General features: G+C 61.5%; 14 protein-coding genes. 6 read left to right on the forward strand and 8 right to left on the reverse strand.

Features of this window, described 5'->3' with window-relative positions; genetic code table 11:
- Nucleotides 1-2 precede the first annotated feature (2 nt).
- The 4 genes from G7009_RS08650 to G7009_RS08665 all read left to right on the forward strand — a co-directional run bounded on the left by G7009_RS08650 (nt 3) and on the right by G7009_RS08665 (nt 4,600).
- On the forward strand, nt 3-911 hold the full coding sequence (locus G7009_RS08650; RefSeq protein WP_181129581.1) for a glycine betaine ABC transporter substrate-binding protein: 909 nt from the start codon (nt 3-5) through the stop codon (nt 909-911).
- Nucleotides 908-1,561: an ABC transporter permease gene (locus G7009_RS08655; RefSeq protein ID WP_181129582.1), complete on the forward strand. Its 654-nt coding sequence runs from the start codon at nt 908-910 to the stop codon at nt 1,559-1,561. Before G7009_RS08650 ends, G7009_RS08655 begins: the two co-directional genes overlap by 4 nt.
- The gene (locus G7009_RS08660) at nt 1,558-2,715 is read left to right on the forward strand and encodes an osmoprotectant ABC transporter ATP-binding protein OsmV (protein WP_181129583.1); all 1,158 of its coding nucleotides are present in this window, start codon (nt 1,558-1,560) and stop codon (nt 2,713-2,715) included. The genes G7009_RS08655 and G7009_RS08660 overlap by 4 nt, the downstream gene beginning before the upstream one ends.
- A 721-nt stretch (nt 2,716-3,436) precedes the next feature.
- Nucleotides 3,437-4,600, forward strand: a complete 1,164-nt coding sequence (locus tag G7009_RS08665; RefSeq protein WP_181129584.1) for a type III PLP-dependent enzyme — start codon at nt 3,437-3,439, stop codon at nt 4,598-4,600.
- A gap of 488 nt (nt 4,601-5,088) precedes the next feature.
- Here the strand turns inward: G7009_RS08665 and G7009_RS08670 are convergent, their stop codons facing one another.
- Both G7009_RS08670 and G7009_RS08675 read right to left on the reverse strand, forming a co-directional pair.
- Complete coding sequence (locus tag G7009_RS08670) at nt 5,089-5,847, reverse strand: tetratricopeptide repeat protein (RefSeq protein WP_181129585.1); 759 nt, start codon at nt 5,845-5,847, stop codon at nt 5,089-5,091.
- 1 nt (nt 5,848) lies between these two features.
- Nucleotides 5,849-6,529 carry a Fe2+-dependent dioxygenase gene (locus G7009_RS08675; protein WP_181129586.1) on the reverse strand — a complete coding sequence of 227 codons (681 nt, stop codon included), beginning with the start codon at nt 6,527-6,529 and terminating at the stop codon, nt 5,849-5,851.
- Nucleotides 6,530-6,734: 205 nt separating this feature from the next.
- Here G7009_RS08675 and G7009_RS08680 point away from each other — a divergent pair, with 205 nt between their 5' ends.
- Together G7009_RS08680 and G7009_RS08685 are read left to right on the forward strand one after the other, a co-directional pair.
- Complete coding sequence (locus tag G7009_RS08680; protein ID WP_181129587.1) at nt 6,735-9,044, forward strand: TonB-dependent receptor; 2,310 nt, start codon at nt 6,735-6,737, stop codon at nt 9,042-9,044.
- Between the two features lie 104 nt (nt 9,045-9,148).
- Nucleotides 9,149-11,704 carry a sulfite reductase flavoprotein subunit alpha gene (locus G7009_RS08685; RefSeq protein WP_181129730.1) on the forward strand — a complete coding sequence of 852 codons (2,556 nt, stop codon included), beginning with the start codon at nt 9,149-9,151 and terminating at the stop codon, nt 11,702-11,704.
- 491 nt (nt 11,705-12,195) lie between these two features.
- Here G7009_RS08685 and G7009_RS08690 read toward each other — a convergent pair whose 3' ends face one another.
- The 6 genes from G7009_RS08690 to hisS all read right to left on the reverse strand — a co-directional run bounded on the left by G7009_RS08690 (nt 12,196) and on the right by hisS (nt 19,318).
- Complete coding sequence (locus G7009_RS08690; protein WP_181129588.1) at nt 12,196-12,996, reverse strand: amidohydrolase; 801 nt, start codon at nt 12,994-12,996, stop codon at nt 12,196-12,198.
- Nucleotides 12,984-14,132: a pyridoxal phosphate-dependent aminotransferase gene (locus tag G7009_RS08695; protein ID WP_181129589.1), complete on the reverse strand. Its 1,149-nt coding sequence runs from the start codon at nt 14,130-14,132 to the stop codon at nt 12,984-12,986. Before G7009_RS08695 ends, G7009_RS08690 begins: the two co-directional genes overlap by 13 nt.
- Nucleotides 14,133-14,621: 489 nt before the next feature.
- Nucleotides 14,622-16,088 (reverse strand): ribosome biogenesis GTPase Der, encoded by a 1,467-nt coding sequence (gene der / locus G7009_RS08700; RefSeq protein WP_181129590.1) that lies wholly within the window; start codon nt 16,086-16,088, stop codon nt 14,622-14,624.
- Between the two features lie 117 nt (nt 16,089-16,205).
- On the reverse strand, nt 16,206-17,348 hold the full coding sequence (bamB, locus tag G7009_RS08705; protein WP_181129591.1) for an outer membrane protein assembly factor BamB: 1,143 nt from the start codon (nt 17,346-17,348) through the stop codon (nt 16,206-16,208).
- A gap of 1 nt (nt 17,349) precedes the next feature.
- Nucleotides 17,350-17,991 (reverse strand): tetratricopeptide repeat protein, encoded by a 642-nt coding sequence (locus tag G7009_RS08710; RefSeq protein ID WP_181129592.1) that lies wholly within the window; start codon nt 17,989-17,991, stop codon nt 17,350-17,352.
- 37 nt (nt 17,992-18,028) lie between these two features.
- The gene (gene hisS, locus G7009_RS08715; protein ID WP_181129593.1) at nt 18,029-19,318 is read right to left on the reverse strand and encodes a histidine--tRNA ligase; all 1,290 of its coding nucleotides are present in this window, start codon (nt 19,316-19,318) and stop codon (nt 18,029-18,031) included.
- Nucleotides 19,319-19,333 lie beyond the last annotated feature (15 nt).

The following is a 19,333-nucleotide window of genomic DNA, read 5'->3' on the forward strand; positions in this document are numbered from 1 at the left end:
TCATGAAAAGAATCACCTTGATCCTGGGTGCGGCCCTGCTGTTCGCCGGATTTGCCCAGGCAGCGGAAAAACCGCTGATTCGCATCGGTGCCCGTGTGTTCACCGAACAGACCATCCTCGCCGAAATCACCGCGCAGTACCTCGAGAGCAAAGGGTACAAGACACGCATCACCGCCGGCCTCGGCAGCAACCTGGCACGCCAGGCTCAGGAAACCGGGCAGTTGGACCTGATGTGGGAGTACACCGGTGTCTCGCTGGTGGCCTACAACCACGTCGACGAACGCATGACGGACCCTGCCGCCACCTATGCGCTGGTCAAGAAGCTGGATAGCGAGAAAGACCTGATCTGGCTCGCCCCTTCGCGCTTCAGCAATACCTACGCGCTGGGCCTGCCGCGCAAGGTGGCCGAGGCCTATCCGCAGATCGATACCATCAGCCAGCTCAGCCAGGCGTTGCGTGACGAAAAGGATCGCAAGCACCTGGTGGCCCTGGACACCGAGTTCGCCAATCGCCCTGACGGCCTGGTCGGCCTGAAGGAGACCTATGACCTGCAGGTCGGTCGCGAGAACATCCGCCAGATGAACAGCGGCCTGGTCTACACCGCGCTGCGCAACAACCAGGCCTTCTGCGGGCTGGTCTACACCACTGACGGTCGCCTGGATGCCTTCGGCATCAAGTTGCTGGAAGACGACAAGCATTACTTCCCCGACTACACCGCCGCTCCAGTGATCCGCAAGCAGTTGCTGGATGCCAGCCCGGAACTGGCCGGTTTGCTCAAGCCACTGGCCGAAGCCCTTGATGGCGACACCATGCGTCACCTGAGCGCCCAGGCCGATGTGGAGCACCGCAGTCCGCGCCTGGTGGCCGCCGAGTTCCTGCGCGAGCATCCGATCAGCGAGGTACAGCCATGACCGTTCTCGACATCTTCGCCCGCGTCGACTGGGCGCAGGTCCTGCACCTGACCGGCCAGCACATCACCCTGGTCGGCATTGCCGTCAGCCTGGCCATTCTCATCGGGGTGCCGCTGGGCATCCTGATGACCCGCTACCCGGTATTCGCCGGCCCGTTGCAAGCCAGCGCCACCGTGCTGCTGACCATCCCCGCCATCGCCCTGTTCGGGCTGATGCTGCCGTTCTACTCCAGGTTCGGCCAGGGTCTGGGCCCGCTGCCGGCGATCACCGCCGTATTCCTTTATTCACTCTTGCCCATCTTGCGCAACACCTATCTGGCGTTGACCAACATCGAGCCTGGCATCCGTGAAGCCGGACGCGGCATCGGCATGACGTTCTGGCAGCGCCTGCGCATGGTCGAACTGCCCATCGCGGTCCCGGTGATCCTGGCCGGTGTACGCACCGCCGTGGTCATGAACATCGGCGTCATGACCATCGCCGCCACTATCGGCGCCGGCGGCCTCGGCGTTCTTATCCTCACGGCCATCAGCAGCAGCGATACCGCGATGCTGCTCATCGGCGCCGCGCTGGTCAGCCTGCTGGCAATCATCGCCGACCTCCTGCTGCAATGGCTGCAGCGTACCCTGACTCCAGAAGGACTGCGCAAATGATCGAACTTCAGAACCTGAGCAAGACTTTCCAAGCCAATGGCAAGGCCGTCAAGGCCGTCGACTCGGTCAGCCTGACTGTCCACGAAGGTGAAATCTGCGTATTCCTGGGACCCTCCGGTTGCGGCAAGAGCACTACGCTGAAGATGATCAACCGCCTGATCGCGCCGACTTCCGGCAAGGTGCTGATCAACGGCGAAGACACCACCAACCTGGACGAAGTGAGTCTGCGTCGCCATATCGGCTATGTGATCCAGCAGATCGGTCTGTTCCCCAACATGACCATCGAGGAAAACATCACCGTGGTCCCCCGCCTGCTCGGTTGGGACAAGCAGAAGTGCCACGACCGCGCGCGCGAGCTGATGAGCATGATCAAGCTCGAGCCCAAGCAGTACCTGCAGCGCTACCCGCGCGAGCTTTCCGGTGGTCAGCAACAGCGTATCGGGGTGATTCGTGCCCTGGCGGCCGAGGCGCCGGTATTGCTGATGGACGAGCCGTTCGGTGCGGTCGACCCGATCAACCGCGAGATGATCCAGAACGAGTTCTTCGAGATGCAACGGGCATTGAACAAGACCGTGATCATGGTCAGCCACGACATCGACGAAGCCATCAAGCTGGGTGACAAGATCGCTATCTTCCGGGCCGGCAAGCTGATCCAGCTGGACCACCCGGATACCCTGCTGGCCCACCCGGTCGATGACTTCGTCAGCAACTTCGTCGGCCAGGACAGCACCCTCAAGCGCCTGTTGCTGGTCCGTGCCGAAGACGCGGCGGACAACGCGCCAGCGGTGAGCCCTGAAACGCCGGTCAGCGATGCCCTGGAGCTGATGGACGAGCACGACCGCCGCTACGTGGTCGTCACCGACGCGGGCAACAAGGCCTTGGGCTACGTGCGCCGCCGCGACCTGCACCGCCAGCAAGGTACTTGCGCCGACTTCCTGCGCCCTTACCACGCGACCGCCTCGCATGACGAGCACTTGCGCATCCTGCTGTCCCGGATGTACGAGTTCAACAGCGCCTGGCTGCCGGTACTGGATGCCGAGAACGTGTTCCTGGGCGAGGTGACCCAGGAATCGATCGCCGCGTACCTGAGTTCCGGGCGTTCTCGTGGTGGCAAGACCAGCATCGTCTCGCCCGCGGAGACGGCGGTGCTGTAATCGCATGAGACTGCGCGATGACGTCGATTGGCAGATTGCTCTGGCTGGTCCGACGTTGTCGCGAATGTCTGTCCGGCTGATCGATAGCAGCGTCACGAGGCTGGGTTTACCGTTCTCATGCTGCAAGTCGCTCGACGAACGGAATGAACAACTGTTTTTCATTCAATATTCATATTTAAAAGCGACTGGGTTTCAGCGCATGCAAGTGGCCATAAATATGAACAGTCGACAGAAAACCAAGGTGCGTTGTTTTACCTCGACAAACGGTCTCATCCTTCTTATTTGCCGTTTTCGCCGCTAAAATCCCCGAACATTGGCGACTCGGAAGGTTAAAGCCAATCGCCACCAGATACCTGCCTATTCCACAATTTTTAACGTCCAAACGATTTGCCTGAACATCTGTTCATGTGGGGAGTCGGTTATCGAAGTGGCTGACCGAACGGAGACGACGGACGTATCGGAAAACGTGAGATTTCCTGTTGATCTTGAACCTCTCAAGTCCTAAAGTTCGCGCCGAACGTCCATGCTGGAAACGATCCATCCGGCTCAAGTACTGACGACGAGACAGCAAGGTCACCCGACGTACTTCCTTTATAGGAATGCGGTTGTCCTTTTTGCTTTCGGCGACATGCCTTGGGAAGTAGGCGAACCAAAGTGGGGATACGGAGGACGTTCAGTTGCAGCCACTTATTCTTTCAGTTTGCCCATGGAGTCCCTGAGCATGTCGATCCAGGTCGAAGACTATTTCGCACGTGATACCTTCCAAAAGATGAAGGCATTCGCCGACAAGCAGGAAACCCCGTTCGTACTCATCGATACCCAGATGATCAGCCAGGCCTATGACGACCTGCGCGCCGGTTTCGAATTCGCCAAGGTCTACTACGCGGTCAAGGCCAACCCTGCGGTCGAGATCATCGACCTGCTCAAGGACAAGGGGTCGAACTTCGACATCGCCTCGATCTACGAGCTGGACAAGGTGATGAATCAAGGCGTCGCCGCTGACCGCATCAGCTATGGCAACACCATCAAGAAGTCCAAGGACATCCGTTACTTCTACGAGAAAGGTGTGCGCATGTACGCCACCGACTCGGAAGCCGACCTGCGCAACATCGCCAAGGCCGCGCCGGGCTCGAAAGTCTACGTGCGCATCCTCACCGAAGGCTCGACCACGGCCGACTGGCCACTGTCGCGCAAGTTCGGCTGCCAGACCGACATGGCCATGGACCTGCTGATCCTGGCACGTGACCTGGGCCTGGTGCCTTACGGCGTTTCCTTCCATGTCGGTTCCCAGCAGCGCGACATCAGTGTCTGGGACGCCGCGATCGCCAAGGTGAAGGTGATCTTCGAGCGCTTGAAGGAAGAAGACGGCATCGTTCTGAAGATGATCAACATGGGTGGCGGCTTCCCGGCCAACTACATCACCCGGACCAATAGCCTGGAAACCTACGCCCAGGAAATCATCCGCTTCCTCAAGGAAGACTTCGGTGACGACCTGCCGGAAATCATCCTCGAGCCTGGCCGCTCGCTGATCGCCAACGCCGGCATTCTGGTCAGTGAAGTGGTGTTGGTGGCACGCAAGTCGCGCACCGCGGTCGAGCGTTGGGTATATACCGACGTGGGCAAGTTCTCCGGCCTGATCGAAACCATGGACGAGTCCATCAAGTTCCCGATCTGGACCGAGAAGAAAGGCGAGATGGAAGAAGTCGTCATCGCCGGCCCGACCTGCGACAGCGCCGACATCATGTACGAGCACTACAAGTATGGCCTGCCGCTGAACCTGGCCATCGGTGATCGGATGTACTGGCTGTCGACCGGTGCCTATACCACCAGCTACAGCGCGGTGGAGTTCAATGGGTTCCCGCCGTTGAAGGCTTATTACCTGTAAATGCGGAATGGGGCCGAAAGGCCCCATGCCAGTCGATTGAGGCAAAGCTTCGATTTCACATGCTGGAACCAGCTTTCTACTTCTGGAATCTTCCGTGACGCTGATGGCCTCATCGCGGGACAAGCCCGCTCGCCACCGGTACGCGGTGTAGCTGAGGCACATCCCCGGTGGCGAGCGGGCTTGTCCCGCGATGAGGCCATCAAGTTTCATAGAGAATTCCGAAGGCTGAAGGCTAAGCTCCGGCACTTGAATCGAATACCAGCTTCAGGCAATACTCCGGCATGCAACAAGGCCAGGCAGTCAGCCTAATGCCAGTCAGTTAAGCCCCACAATCTGCAATTGGGGCTGCTTCGCACCCCTTCGCGGGCAAGCCCGCTCCCTCAGGAATTGCACGATTTCTGCATTCGGCGCTCAACTTGTGGGAGCGGGCTTGCCCGCGAAGGGGTGCGAAGCAACCCCACTGGCCTTAACTGACAAGCATTAGGCAGTCAGCCTGCCTTCTGCATCTCGTGCAACCGCTCCCGATACCCCACCGCCAACGCCCGAATCCTCGGCTCGCCCGCCTGCTCCAGCATGGGAATGCTGCTGCGCAGGAAGTTGGCATTACCGATGGCCAACGCACGCCGCAACCAGACCAGGGCTTCCTCGATCTCGCCTTGCTCGGCCAATACGGCGGCATGGCTGAACTGTCCTCGAAAATCTCCCGCCTGCGCCGAACGCCGATACCAACGCCGTGCCCGCGTGAAACTGGCTTCGCAGCCAATGCCCAGTTCCAGATAACGCCCGACCAGATTCATCGACTTGGCATGCCCGCCTTCGGCGGCGCGACGATAAGCGGCATAGGCCGCGGCCTGGTCCTTGGCCACGCCCCTGCCGGTGGCGAGCAGGTTCGCATAGTTGTAGAGACCCCAGTCCAGGCCGGCCTCGGCCGAGCTCCGGTAATGCATAGCCGCCTGGCCGATATCCTGCTCGCCGCCCCAGCCGTGCTCCAGGCAGCGACCGAGCATGTTGTGCGCCATGGCGCTGTTACCCTTGGCAGCGATGGCGAACCATTGCCGGGCCAGGACCGGATCGCGCTCGATGCCGCGGCCATCCAGGAGGATCTGTCCCAGCAGCAGCTGCGCCTGCACGATGCCCTGCTCGGCAGCGGCGAGAATGGCCTGGGCCGCCTTGCCGGGACTGTCTTCGAGCATGTCGCGCAACTGCGCGGCATCCACTACCTCTTCACGTCGCAGGTTGTAGCTCATCTCAGACCTCGATCCAGCGACGCAGCAGGTTGTGGTAAGTCCCCGTGAGCTGCACCAGCGCGGGATGGTCCGGCACATCGGCGGTGAGCTGCTGGATCGCGTTGTCCATCTCGAACAACAAGGTTCGCTGGCTGTCCTCGCGGACCAGACTCTGAGTCCAGAAGAACGCCGCGTAGCGCGTGCCACGGGTGACTGGGTTGACCTTGTGCAGGCTGGTACCGGGATAGAGCACCAGATCGCCCGCTCCCAGTTTGACTTGCTGTACGCCGTAGGTGTCCTGGATCACCAGTTCGCCACCGTCGTAGCTGTCGGGCTCGCTGAGGAACAAGGTCGAGGACAGGTCGGTGCGCACACGTTCGTGGCTGCCTTGCGGTTGACGCAAGGCATTGTCGATATGGAAGTCGAAGTTGCCACCTTCGCGGTAGCAATTGATCAAGGGTGGGAACACCTTGTGCGGCAGCGCGGCGGACATGAAGCGAGGATTGCGCCACAACCGCTCTATCAGTGCTGCGCCGATTTCCTTCGCCAGCGCGTGGCCTTCCGGCAATTGCAGGTTGTGCTTGGCCTTGGCGGACTGATAGCCCGCCGTGATCTTGCCATCCGCCCAGTCGGTTTGCTCCAGGGCCGCGCGAATGCGGGCCGTTTCATCAGCGTCGAACAGTCCTGGAATATGAAGCAGCATGGCATGGCACCTGGCGCTTTGAGAGGGCGCCAATGATATTGATTCCCTTTCGCGACGTACAGATCCTTTCGACGCGTGCGATGAAGCAACCGCCATAAAAGTGTAAAGATTGTAAATTTGTCACCAATGGTAATGAATCTCAATTGTTACTAAAATTTACTTACATTATATTTCGCGGTCTTCACTCCTTGGGGAAGGTCCACCAATGCGCCACATCGTGCCGTCTGCAGTCAGCTCACCTCGTCTGCTCGCTTCCGCCATCGGCGTGGCGATCACTGCCAGTTCCGCCTACGCCGCTGAACCAGTCGCCACATCTGCCATCACGCTTGACGCTACCAGCGTCAATGGTCAGGCGGAACAGGCCAATACCGAGTACAAGGTCGACAAGGCTTCTTCGCAGAAGTACACCGCGCCTCTGGTAGACACTCCGCGCTCGATCACGGTAATCCCGCAGCAGGTCATCAAGGACACCAATGCCCTGACTCTGCAGGACGCCCTGCGCACCGTGCCGGGCATTACCTTCGGTGCCGGTGAAGGAGGCAACCCGCAAGGCGACAGGCCTTTCATCCGCGGCTTCGACGCACAAGGCGATACCTACCTCGATGGCGTGCGCGATACCGGTGCGCAAACACGTGAGATCTTTGCCGTGGAGTCGGTGGAAGTCAGCAAGGGACCCAACTCCGCCATTGGCGGTCGCGGCGCGGCGGGCGGCACCATCAACCTGGTGAGCAAACGCGCCCACCTGGGTAACGCGTTCGATGGTGGCTTCACCTGGGGCAGCGACCAGACCCAGCGCTACACCCTGGATGGCAATTACCAGTTCAGCGAGACCGCTGCCGGCCGCCTCAACCTGATGAGCCATGAAAGCAACGTCGCCGGCCGTGACTCGATCGAGTACGACCGTTGGGGTATCGCGCCTTCCCTGGCTTTCGGCCTTGGCACGCCGACTCGCGTCAACCTCGACTACTACCACATGGAAAGCGACGACCTGCCGGATTCGGGAATCCCGTACACCATCCCCACCGGCGGCAGTGGTGCTCGCACCTCGGCAGACCCGAGCAAGCCCCACGACGGCGGTGACAGCGATAACTTCTACGGCCTGACCGATCGTGACTTCCGCAAGACGCGCACCGACATCGCGACCTTCGCCATCGAGCATGACCTGACCGATGCGCTGACGATCAAGAACACCCTGCGCCACGGCAATACCCTGCAGGACTACATCCTGACCCAGCCGGACGACAGCAAGGGCAACGTCAACAACGGCAGCGTCTGGCGCAGGGCAAACAGCCGTGTGGGCAACACCACGACGACCACCAACCAGACCGACCTGTTCGGCGATTTCTATGTGGCCGGGTTCAAGAACAGCTTCTCGACGGGCATCGAGCTTAGCCGGGAAGAAAGTGATCGTTCTTCTTACACGGTCGATACCGACACCACTCCAGGCGGCAACCCGGTCACCACGACTTGTACGCCAGGCGCAATCGTCTCCAGCGGTTACAACTGCACCTCGTTGAGCAGCCCGAATCCAGACGATCCATGGAACGGCGCCATCTCGCGCAATTACGCCGGGACCACCACCAAGAGCAAGACCCGTGCGCTGTATGTGTTCGACACGCTCGAGCTGTCCCCGCAGTGGTTGCTGAACATGGGCCTGCGTTACGACCATTTCGACACTAAGTACCGCACCTATGACTCATCGGGCGCGACAGTCGTGAATAACGGTGTCCCAAGTGAAGGTCGGGATAAAAGCGATTTCTTCACCGGCCAGTTAGGTTTAGTCTGGAAACCGACCGAAAACGGCAGCGTCTACGTTTCCTACGCCACCTCCGCCACTCCGCCGGGCTCCATGCTGGGCGAAGGCACCGAAGGCAACCCGCTACCGGGCAGTACAGACCGCGGCGGCAACCTGCTGCAAAGCGACCTCGAACCGGAAGAAACCACCAACTACGAAATCGGCACCAAGTGGGACCTGCTCGACCAGCGCCTGTCGCTGACCGCTGCCGTGTTCCGCACCGAGAAGGAAAACGCCCGCGTCCAGGTCGACACCACCACCTATGAAAACGTCGGCAAGACCCGCGTTCAAGGCATCGAGCTGTCGGCCAGCGGCAAGTTGACCGACCAGTGGCAGGTATTTGCCGGCTACACCTACCTCCAGGCACGTCAGATCGATGGCGGCCCGCTGGGCGCGGCCAACGATGGCAACCAGTTGCCGAACACCCCGAACAACAGCGCCAGCGTGTGGACCACGTACGCGATCACGCCAAAGCTGACCATCGGTGGCGGCGCGTTCTACGTGGACGACGTGTTCGGCAGTGTCGCCAACACCACCATGGTCGATAGCTATGTGCGCTATGACGCCATGGCGTCGTACAAGTTGACCAAGAACGTCGACCTGCAACTGAACGTGCAGAACCTGACCGACGAGGTCTATTACGACAAGGCATTCTCGACCCACTTTGCCAACCAGGCTGCCGGGCGCACTGCCCTGCTGACCACCAGCGTCCACTTCTAAGGTCGCTGCAACCAAAGCCCCACCCATGCATATGAGTGGGGCTTTGGCGTATCAAGGCATACTGCATGCCGTGCCGGTCCGGACGGCCAGACAAGGTGATCGATGTGTTGAAGAAGTCGCTGTTCCAATTGCACTGGTTCTTTGGCATCACTGCGGGACTGGTACTGGCCTTGATGGGGACAACCGGTGCGATCTGGTCATTCCAGGAAGAACTGCTGCGCCTGTTCAACGCCGATGCACTGAAGGTCGAAGTCCGCGAGGAAGGCGTCCTGCCTCCGGTCGAACTGGTGCGCCGGGTCGAGGCCGCCCAGGGTGACAAGGTTTCCATGCTCTGGGTCGATACCCGAAGCGGCAACGCCGCGCGCGTGTTCTTCACTCCCGCGCCTGGCGAACGTCGTGGGCAACTACGCTACGTCGATCCGTATACGGGTGAGTTCACGGGCGAAGTCGTCGGTCAGGACTTCTTCAACCTGATGCTGCAGTTGCATCGTTTCCTCGCCATGGGCGATACAGGCCGGCAGATCACCGGCGCCTGTACCCTGATGCTGATCTTCTTCTGCCTGTCCGGGCTCTACTTGCGCTGGCCTCGCCAAGCGCTGAACTGGCGGGCCTGGCTGACCTTCGATTGGGCCAAGAAAGGCCGTGCCTTCAATTGGGACCTGCATGCCGTCGCCGGCACCTGGTGCCTGATGTTCTACCTGTTGTTCGCCCTCACCGGCCTGTTCTGGTCGTACGAATGGTACCGGCAAGGCCTCAACGCCCTGCTGGCGGACAAGCCACCCGCTGGGCAGGAGCAAAGACGTGGCGAAGGCCGAGGCCGACATGGGCCTCAACCGGTGGACAAGAGCGCCCCGCCCCTGGTGGTCGACTACGACGCGGTATGGACCAGCCTGCGGAACGCCGCCGGGCCGCGCCTGGCCAGCTATAACCTGCGCCTGCCTCCGGCGGGTGGTCAGCCGGCGATGCTGTTCTATCTCCTGGACGATGCCGCCCATGAGCGGGCATTCGATACCTTGACCCTCGACCCTGCGACCGGCCAGGTCAAACGACACGAGCGATACGACGAGAAATCCTTCAAGGCGCAGTTGCTGGCGAGCGTCTATGCCCTGCACGTAGGCAGTTACTTCGGCCTGCCCGGACGCATCGTGGTGACCCTGGCCAGCCTGACCATGCCCGTGTTCTTCGTAACCGGCTGGCTGCTCTACCTCGACCGCCGACGCAAGAAAGGCCAGGTCCGCGCCGCGCGAGGCAAGGTGAACGGCACATCGGTAACGGGCGACAGTTGGCTCATCGGTTTCGCCAGTCAAAGCGGCTTTGCCGAGCAACTGGCGTGGCAGAGCGCCGGACAGCTGCAAGCCGCCGGCGTACCGGTGCAAGTCATGCCGCTTGCAGAGGTGGGCGAGGCCCAACTGCGGCAGGCCCAGCGCGCCCTGTTCGTGGTCAGCACCTTCGGTGACGGCGAAGCGCCCGACAGCGCACGCGCGTTCGAGCGCAAGGTACTCGGTCAGCCATGGTCGCTGAGCAACCTGAACTATGCCCTGCTGGCCGTGGGCGATCGCCAATATCCGCACTTCTGCGGTTTCGCTCGCCGCTTGCAGGCCTGGCTCGGCGAGCGCGGCGCGACTACCGCGTTCAGCCCGATCGAGGTGGACAGCGCCGACCCGGCTGCCCTGCAATTGTGGCAACAGGAACTGGCGCAGCTGACCGGCAGTCAGTCTGTCGCGGCCTGGCAGCCGCCCAGTTTCTCGAACTGGACATTGCAGCGCCGCCAACTGCTCAACCCAGACAGCCAGGGCTCTGGTGTCTATCTGCTGGGTCTGCAGCCGCAGGAGCCCATGACCTGGGAGGCAGGCGATCTGGTCGACATCCGGCCGCTCAACGGGAAGCCGCGCGTCGACGCCTTCCTGTTCGGCCTGGGACTGGACCCAAGCGCGCAGGTCCGCGTCGACGGCCTGGAGGAGACGCTGGCCCAAGCCTTGGCCAGCCGCCAGTTGCCGATCAGCCGCGAGCACCTGGTCGGTCTGCACGCGCAGGCGCTGGTCGACGCTTTGGTCCCGCTTGGGCCGCGCGAGTATTCCATCGCATCGATTGCCAGCGACGGCGTGCTTGAACTCATCGTTCGCCAAGAGCGCCACGCAGACGGCAGCTTCGGCGTGGGTTCGGGTTGGCTGACCGAATACCTGCCGGTGCTAGGCAATGTCAGCCTGCGCTTGCGCCGTAATAGCGGCTTCCACTTACCGAAGGCACCGGCGCCCATGATCCTCATCGGTAACGGTACCGGCCTGTCCGGCTTGCGCAGCCTGCTCAAGGCGCGCATCGCGGCTGGCGAGCAGCGGAACTGGCTATTGTTCGGCGAGCGCAATCGAGCCCACGATTTCCATTGTGGCGATGAGCTGCAAGCCTGGCTGGCCAACGGCGACCTGGCACGCCTGGACCTGGCCTTTTCACGGGACCAGAAGCGGAAGATCTACGTCCAGGACGTATTGCGCGAGCAGGCCGAGGCGCTGCGCGGTTGGGTGAATGACGGGGCCAGTGTCTATATCTGCGGCAGCCTGCAAGGTATGGCGTCGGGAGTGAACGCGGTGCTCGAGGAGGTCCTGGGCGCTGAAGTGGTCCAGCAGCTGATCGAGGATGGGCGGTACAGGCGGGATGTGTATTGAGAGTGGATGCAAGTGCCTGACGCTGGACTGCTAGCGCCCTCGAGATCGAGCGCCGTTCACGCGGCGCATCGCGGGCATCCCGGCCAGCTAGTCAATAAAGCATTCAAGATTCAAGGTCGAAGCTTATTTCGACGTTCAGGACCCCTGTGATAGCTGAGGGTCTTACTGCATACCCCACCATCCGGCAGGCCCGCTGTCGTAGTAAAAAATTCATCCGATTCATAAGTTTTTTATAAGCTGTCGCGATATGGGGTGGGAGTGGGTTTACCCGCGAACAAGGGCGCAGCCCTTGCCCTTACCAGAGGGGTGACAGGGCGGACCTCTTCGCGGGTAAACCCGCTCCCACCCCTATCGCGGCAGTTCCGAAAAAACGTCTAAATCAGAAATTTTACTGTGAGCGCGGGCTTGCCAGAATGCCGGGCAAGCTACGATGCAACCATCACCTGCAACTTGATACTGCCATAACGGCTCAGCATGCAAATCCCGTGATTTCACTGTGCCCAATGCAGTTCGAACGCATCGGCATCCAGGTTCGCCGGGAACCGCGCACGATAGGCCGCAAGTTCCGCCGCGCTCAGCACCACGGTAAAGACACCGTCCGCTTCGCCAGCGCTGAGCAGGCTCTCGCCATGGAAATCCAGGACTTGGCTGTCGCCCGAATACGCGAAGCCCTTGCCATCCGTTCCGACCCGGTTGACCGCTGCGACATAACAGAGATTCTCGATCCCCCTGGCCGGCAATAGCCGATTCCAGTGTTGGCGACGCGCCGCAGGCCAGTTGGCCGTGTAGAGCAGCAAATCGGTATCCTGGGGATCGCGGCTCCAGACCGGGAAGCGCAGGTCGTAGCAGATCAGCGGGCGGATGCGCCACCCCTTCAGCTCGAACTGCACCTGCCGCTCGCCAGGCGTGTAGTGGTTGTGTTCGCCCGCCATGCGGAACAGGTGGCGCTTGTCGTAGTGCAGGATTTCGCCATCCGGTCGCGCCCACAGCAGGCGGTTGCGGTGACTGCCATCGGCGGCCTCGACGATCACACTGCCGGTGATCACCGCATCATGCTTCTTCGCCTTGGCCCTCAGCCACTTGTAGGTCGGTCCATTCTCGGGCTCGGCCAGCCGCTCCGATTCCATGGAGAATCCAGTGGTGAACATTTCCGGAAGAATCATCAGGTCGACATCGCCGACCTGTTGCAGCAACTCGTCGAAACGCTCCAGGTTGGCCTGGCGGTCATGCCAGGCCAGATGGGTCTGGACCAGGGCGATGGTCAGGTTGGGCAGCTCACTCAGATTGCGCATAGTTTTTCCGCTGCCTGGCGCAGCGTCTCCTCGCGTTTGGCAAAGCACAGGCGGACCAGGCGTTGCTCGGGGATAGGTTGCTGGTAGAACACCGAGATCGGGATGGTCGCCACGCCGTGCTCACGGGTCAGCCACAGCGCCATGTCGACATCGTTGAGGTCGGGACGGATCTGTGAATAGTCGACCAGCTGGAAGTAGGTACCTGCCGTGCGGGTGAACGTGAAACGCGAGCGCTGCAAGAGCCCACAGAACAGGTCGCGCTTGGCCTGATAGAAGGTCGGCAGTTGCTCGACATGTTGCGGATGCTCGGCCATGAAATCAGCTAAAGCATGCTGCAGCGGGGTAACACCACAGAAATTGACGTACTGATGAACCTTGCGCAATTCCGCGCTGAGCGCCGGTGGCGCCACTACGTACCCAGTTTTCCAGCCGGTGACGTGGTACGTCTTGCCAAACGAGCTGACCACGAAGGCCCGTTCGTACAAGGCCTCATGGGCGAGCACACTGGCGTGCGTCACACCGTCGTAGATCAAGTGTTCGTAGACTTCGTCGCTGAGCAGGTAGATGTCGCGCCCTTCGATCAGCCCGGCCAGTTGGTCCAGGTCATCACGCGTGATCAACGCACCGCTGGGATTGTGTGGAGAATTGAGAACGATCAGCCGCGTCCGCGAGGTGAGGGCATCGGCGAGTTTCTGCCAGTCGATGCGAAAGTCGCTGGCATTGAGCTGCACATGCACGCAATGGCCACCGGCCAACTGCACGGAAGGTGCATAGCTGTCGTAAGCCGGATCGAAGATGATCACCTCATCGTCCGTGCGCACGATGGCCTGGATGGCACAGAAGATGGCCTCGGTGGCTCCAGGGGTGATGGTCACCTCGTGCTCGGCATCCACTGTCACGCCATAGCTGCGAGCGATCTTGCCGGCCACCTGCTCGCGCAGGGCGGGCAAGCCGGTGGAAGGGGCATACTGGTTGTGCCCCGCGCAGACATGCCGGCCAACGGCATCGAGCAGCGCTTGGGGGCCGTTGAAATCGGGAAAGCCCTGGGAAAGGTTCAGGGCGCCGGTCTGCGCGGCCAGCTGAGACATGGTGGTGAAGATGGTCGCGCCGACGTTTGGCAGCTTGCTCTGGATCATGGAGCCCTCATTCCTGCACGAGATATCCGGCTCGGGACGGCACGGGATGGAGTTCGAGCATAGCGGATCGGGCGAGCGGTTTGAACTGCGGCGCGGGGTGAGGGATGTTCGCTTCGACAGGTTCTGTGAGAGATCATCCAGCTCTATTGGCTGCGCTGTGACCAAAGAGCCCCAGGCGCAATGCCAGTCAGTTAAGGAAAAATAGTGGATTCATATGCGGGAGCCTTCGGCTTATGGAATCTTCTGTGAGGTTGATGGCCTATCGCGGGACAAGCCCGCTCGCTACCGGTGTGCGGGGTAGCCCAGACATGTCTCCGGTGGAGAGCGGGCTTGCCCCGCGATAGGCCATCAGCCTCACAAAAAGCTTGAGAGCTGCCAGACAAGCTGACTGGCATTGACCCAAGTGCGGCGCACACGTGTATATGCGTTCCATGACGGCGGTCTGGGGATTTCATGCCAGACCGCTCCTGCACAAGAATCGGGCCGGGTTTACTTGCGTTTGTCCTTGCGCTTCTTCTCGGCCTTCTTGTGGTGCGACATCAAGCGACGCTTCTTGTTGACCTGGCGATCGGTCAGCGCGTTCTTGTTACCCTCGTAAGGGTTTTCACCGCCCTTGTACTCGATGCGGATCGGTGTGCCGACCAGCTTGAGCACACGGCGGTAGGTGTTCTCCAGGTAACGCGAGTAGGAGCGCGGGACCTTTTCGACCTGGTTACCGTGGATGACGATGATCGGCGGGTTGGCACCACCGAGGTGGGCATAACGCAACTTGATACGACGACCGTTGACCATCGGCGGCTGGTGCTCGCTGACCGCATCCTCGAGAACCTGGGTCAGGCGGCTGGTCGGCCAACGGGTGACCGCCGACTTGAACGAGGCCTGTACCGACTTGTACAGATGACCGACGCCGGTCCCGTGCAAGGCGGAGATGAAGTGGATATCGGCGAAGTCCACGAAGAACAGTCGACGCTCCAGTTCGATCTTGACGTAGTCACGCTCGCCCGGGGTCATGCCATCCCACTTGTTCAGGGCGATGACGATGGCGCGACCGGCTTCGAGGGCAAAGCCGAGCAGGTTCAGGTCGTGGTCGACCACGCCCTCGCGCGCGTCCATGACGAAAATCACCACGTTGGCGTCCTTGATCGCCTGCAGCGTCTTGACCACCGAGAACTTTTCGACTTCCTCGTGGATCTTGCCGCGCTTGCGCACGCCTGCCGTGTCGATCAGGGTGTACTTCTCGTCATCCCGTTGGAAAGGAATGTAGATACTGTCGCGTGTGGTGCCCGGCTCGTCATAGACCACGACACGCTCTTCGCCGAGCATGCGGTTGACCAGCGTCGACTTGCCCACGTTGGGACGGCCGATGATGGCGATCTTGATGCCATCCTTCTCGCTCGGGCCAGGAATGCGCACGGCTTCCTGACCTTCGGCAACGTGCTCGTCGAGCGCGTCCTCTTCCTTGTCGCGCGGCACGTCGCCCAGCACGATTTCCATCAGGGTGTTGATGCCGCGACCCTGGGAACCGGCTACCGGAATGGCGTTGCCCATGCCCATGGGAGCAAACTCGGCACGCGCGGTGTCCGGATCGATGTTGTCGATCTTGTTGGCCACCAAGTACGACTGCTTGTTCCGCTTGCGCAGGTGCTCGGCGATCATCTGGTCGGAAGCGGTCATGCCGGCGCGGGCATCGACCAGGAACAGCACGTAGTCGGCTTCCTCGATGGCCATGAGCGATTGCTCGGCCATCTTCTCGTCCATGCCCTCTTCGTCGCCGGTGATACCGCCGGTGTCGATCAGGATGTAGGTGCGACCTTGCCAGTGTGCTTCGCCGTACTGGCGATCACGAGTCAAACCCGACAAGTCGCCGACAATGGCGTCGCGGGTCTTGGTCAGGCGGTTGAACATGGTGGACTTGCCGACGTTCGGCCGGCCCACCAGGGCGATAACGGGAACCATGCGGCTCTCCAATGCTTGAATTCTTGAAAATGCAAAGGCCGCTGCAGGGCAGCGGCCGGAGTTCGGGCGGCACGCGAGGTGCCGCGGCTCGAGGCCTGTGTGGCCTCAAGCATAGCTTCAGCGCAGCGTCAGTGCCTCGAGCTTGCCGCTGTTGCCAAAGACATAGATGGTGTCGTCGACCACCAGTGGCCGGGCGCGCAGGCCATCGCTGTCGATACGCTCACGACCGACGAAGCGGCCGTCCACCTGGCTGAGCAGGTGCAGATAACCCTCGAAGTCGCCAACGGCCACGTAGCTGGAAAACACTTCCGGCGCCGACAGTTGGCGACGAGCCATGGAATCGTTGCTCCACAGGGCGCTGGACGAACGCTCGTCGATACTCTCGACGGTGCCCGATGCTTCGCTCACGTAGACGTTGCCGAAACCGTGCGCGACGCCGACATAGCTGGAGGCATCACGCTGCCACAGCACGCGTCCGCTCTCCAGGTCCAGGCCGGCGGTGCGTCCCTGGTAGGTGCTGACGTAGATGACGTTATTGGACAGCAGCAGACCACCGTCGATATCGACCACCCGCTCCAGTTCGGAACGCCCCTGCGGGATGGCGACTCGCGATTCCCAGACCGGCACGCCGTTCTGGGTGTCCAGGGCAATGACCTTGCCGGTGGACAGGCCCGCAATCGCCAGGCGATTGGTGAGGATCGGCGCACCGGTACCGCGCAGGGTCAGGACGGCCGGCGTGCTTTCGTAGATCCAGCGACGATCGCCAGTGGCGGCGTCGAGACCGATCACGCGGTCATCCTGGGTCTGGACCACGACCACATCACCATTGGTGGCAGGAGGCGCGAGCACCTCGCTGGTCACCCGCGAACGCCAGCGCTCTTCACCCGTGCTGGCGTCAAGGGCAATGACCTCGCCCTTGAGCGTGCCCAGCATGACCAGGCCATAGCCGACGCCGACAGCGCCGGAGACCGGCAGCTCGAGGTCTTCCTTCCACACCACGTCGCCGGTGCCGCGGTCCAGTGCCATGACTACGCCATTGACGTCGGATGCATAGATGCGATCGTTCTCGATCGCCGGTACCAGCATGTTGTAGGTGTCGCCCTGGCCATCACCGATGGTGCGGCTCCATTTTTTCTGGAGCACCACCTCTTCGGTGAACTTGGCCAGTTCGGCCGGAGGCAGTTCCTTCTTGCTGTTGCTGCTGCAACCCGCGGCCAGGACCGCCAGGGTCAGCACTGCTGCTTGTTTCCAACCGATCACGTCAGGCATCCCCTTTGGCAAGGTCGTCCAGCTTGATTTGCAGACCACCGACCGCTGCGTCGTCAGACAGCGCGGCCTTGGCCTTTTCGTAGGCACCATGAGCATCGTTGGCGCGACCCAGCTGGACCAGCAGATCGCCCTTGAGCTCTTCGCGACTGGCCAGGAACGCCTTGTCCGCATCTCCATCGAGCAGCTTCAAGGCGTCTTCGGCCTTGTTCTGCGCAGCCAGGACACGCGCCAGGCGCTGACGGGCGATTTCAGCCAGGGTGTCATCGGCCGGCTTGTCCAGCACGGTCTTGAGTTCGGCGGCGGCGTCGTCCAGCTTGTCGCTGTCAACCGCGACCTTGGCCACGAACAGGCTGCCATACTGGGCATAGGCGGAACCGCCGTACTCGCTCTTGAGCTTGCCGGACAGCTCGGCGACCTTGGTCGTGTCAGGCTGGCCGGTCGGCGTCAGGGACGTCTCCAGCAGCGCCTGATACAGGCTCGAAGCACCTTGCGACTGTTTGGCCTCGTACTTCTGCCAGGCCTGCCAGCCGAGCACGACCGCCGCCGCCAGCAGAGCGCCCGTCAGCAGGGGCTTGCCATTGCGATCCCACCAGTCCTTGACCGCACCCAGTTCTTCATCATCGGTACTCGACACCCCAATACTCCTTTTCAGCAATTCGGCAGTTGACGCTTCACGCCTGTGCGAGAGCGGCTTGCAGGTGCTCGGCCAGAGCATCCCAGGCAATATTCTGTTGCTCGCCCTGACCACGCAGGGGCTTGAAACCTACCACTTGTTGCGCCAGCTCGTCGTCGCCCAGGATAAGGGCGAACAAGGCGCCGCTCTTGTCGGCTTTCTTGAACTGGCTCTTGAAGCTGCCGCCACCGGCATTGACCTGCAGGCGCAGGCCCGGCGCGCTGTCACGCAGACGCTCGCTCAAGATCAGGCCGGCCAGCTCCGCCTGCTCGCCAAAGGCGCACAGGTAGACGTCGACCTGACGGCTCAGGGATTCGGGCACCTGCTCGAGGGTTTCGAGCAGCAGGATCAGCCGCTCGATGCCCATGGCGAAGCCGACACCGGTTGTCGCCTTGCCGCCCATCTGCTCGACCAGCCCATCATAGCGACCGCCCGCGCAGACGGTGCCCTGGGCGCCGAGCTTGTCGGTGACCCACTCGAACACGGTCTTGCTGTAGTAGTCCAGGCCACGCACCAGCTTGGTGTTGATCACGAACGGAATGCCCGCGGCGTCCAGGCGAGCCTTCAGCCCCTCGAAGTGCACGCGCGACTCTTCGTCCAGGTAGTCTTCCAGCTTCGGCGCGTCGACGAGCAACGCCTGGGTATTGGCGTCCTTGGTGTCGAGGATGCGCAGCGGATTGCTCTTTAAGCGGCGCTGGCTGTCTTCGTCCAACTGCTCAAGGTGGGCGGAGAGGAACTCGACCAGTGCATCGCGATAGCGCGCGCGGGCTTCGCTGGTACCCAGGCTGTTGAGTTCGAGCTTGACCGCATCACGGATACCCAACAGGCCCCACAGACGCCAGGTCAGCATGATCAGCTCGGCGTCGATGTCCGGACCGTCGAGGTTGAACACCTCGACGCCGATTTGGTGGAACTGGCGGTAGCGGCCCTTCTGCGGACGCTCGTGGCGGAACATCTGGCCGATGTACCAGAGCTTCTGGACCTGGCCATTGCCGGTGATGCCATGCTCGAGCACTGCACGCACGCACGCGGCGGTACCCTCGGGGCGCAAGGTGAGCGAATCACCGTTGCGGTCCTCGAAGGTGTACATCTCTTTCTCGACGATATCGGTCACTTCACCGATCGAGCGCTTGAACAGCTCGGTGAACTCGACGATCGGCGTGCGGATCTGGCTGTAGCCGTAGGTGTCCAGAAGGCCGGCCACGGTGCTTTCGAAATAGCGCCACAGCGGCGTCTGCTCGGGCAGGATGTCGTTCATGCCACGAATGGCTTGCAGCGATTTGCTCACGGAAAATCCTTACGA

It is taken from the genome of Pseudomonas capeferrum, from assembly GCF_013523055.1.
GTDB classification, from domain to species: Bacteria; Pseudomonadota; Gammaproteobacteria; order Pseudomonadales; family Pseudomonadaceae; genus Aquipseudomonas; species Aquipseudomonas capeferrum_A.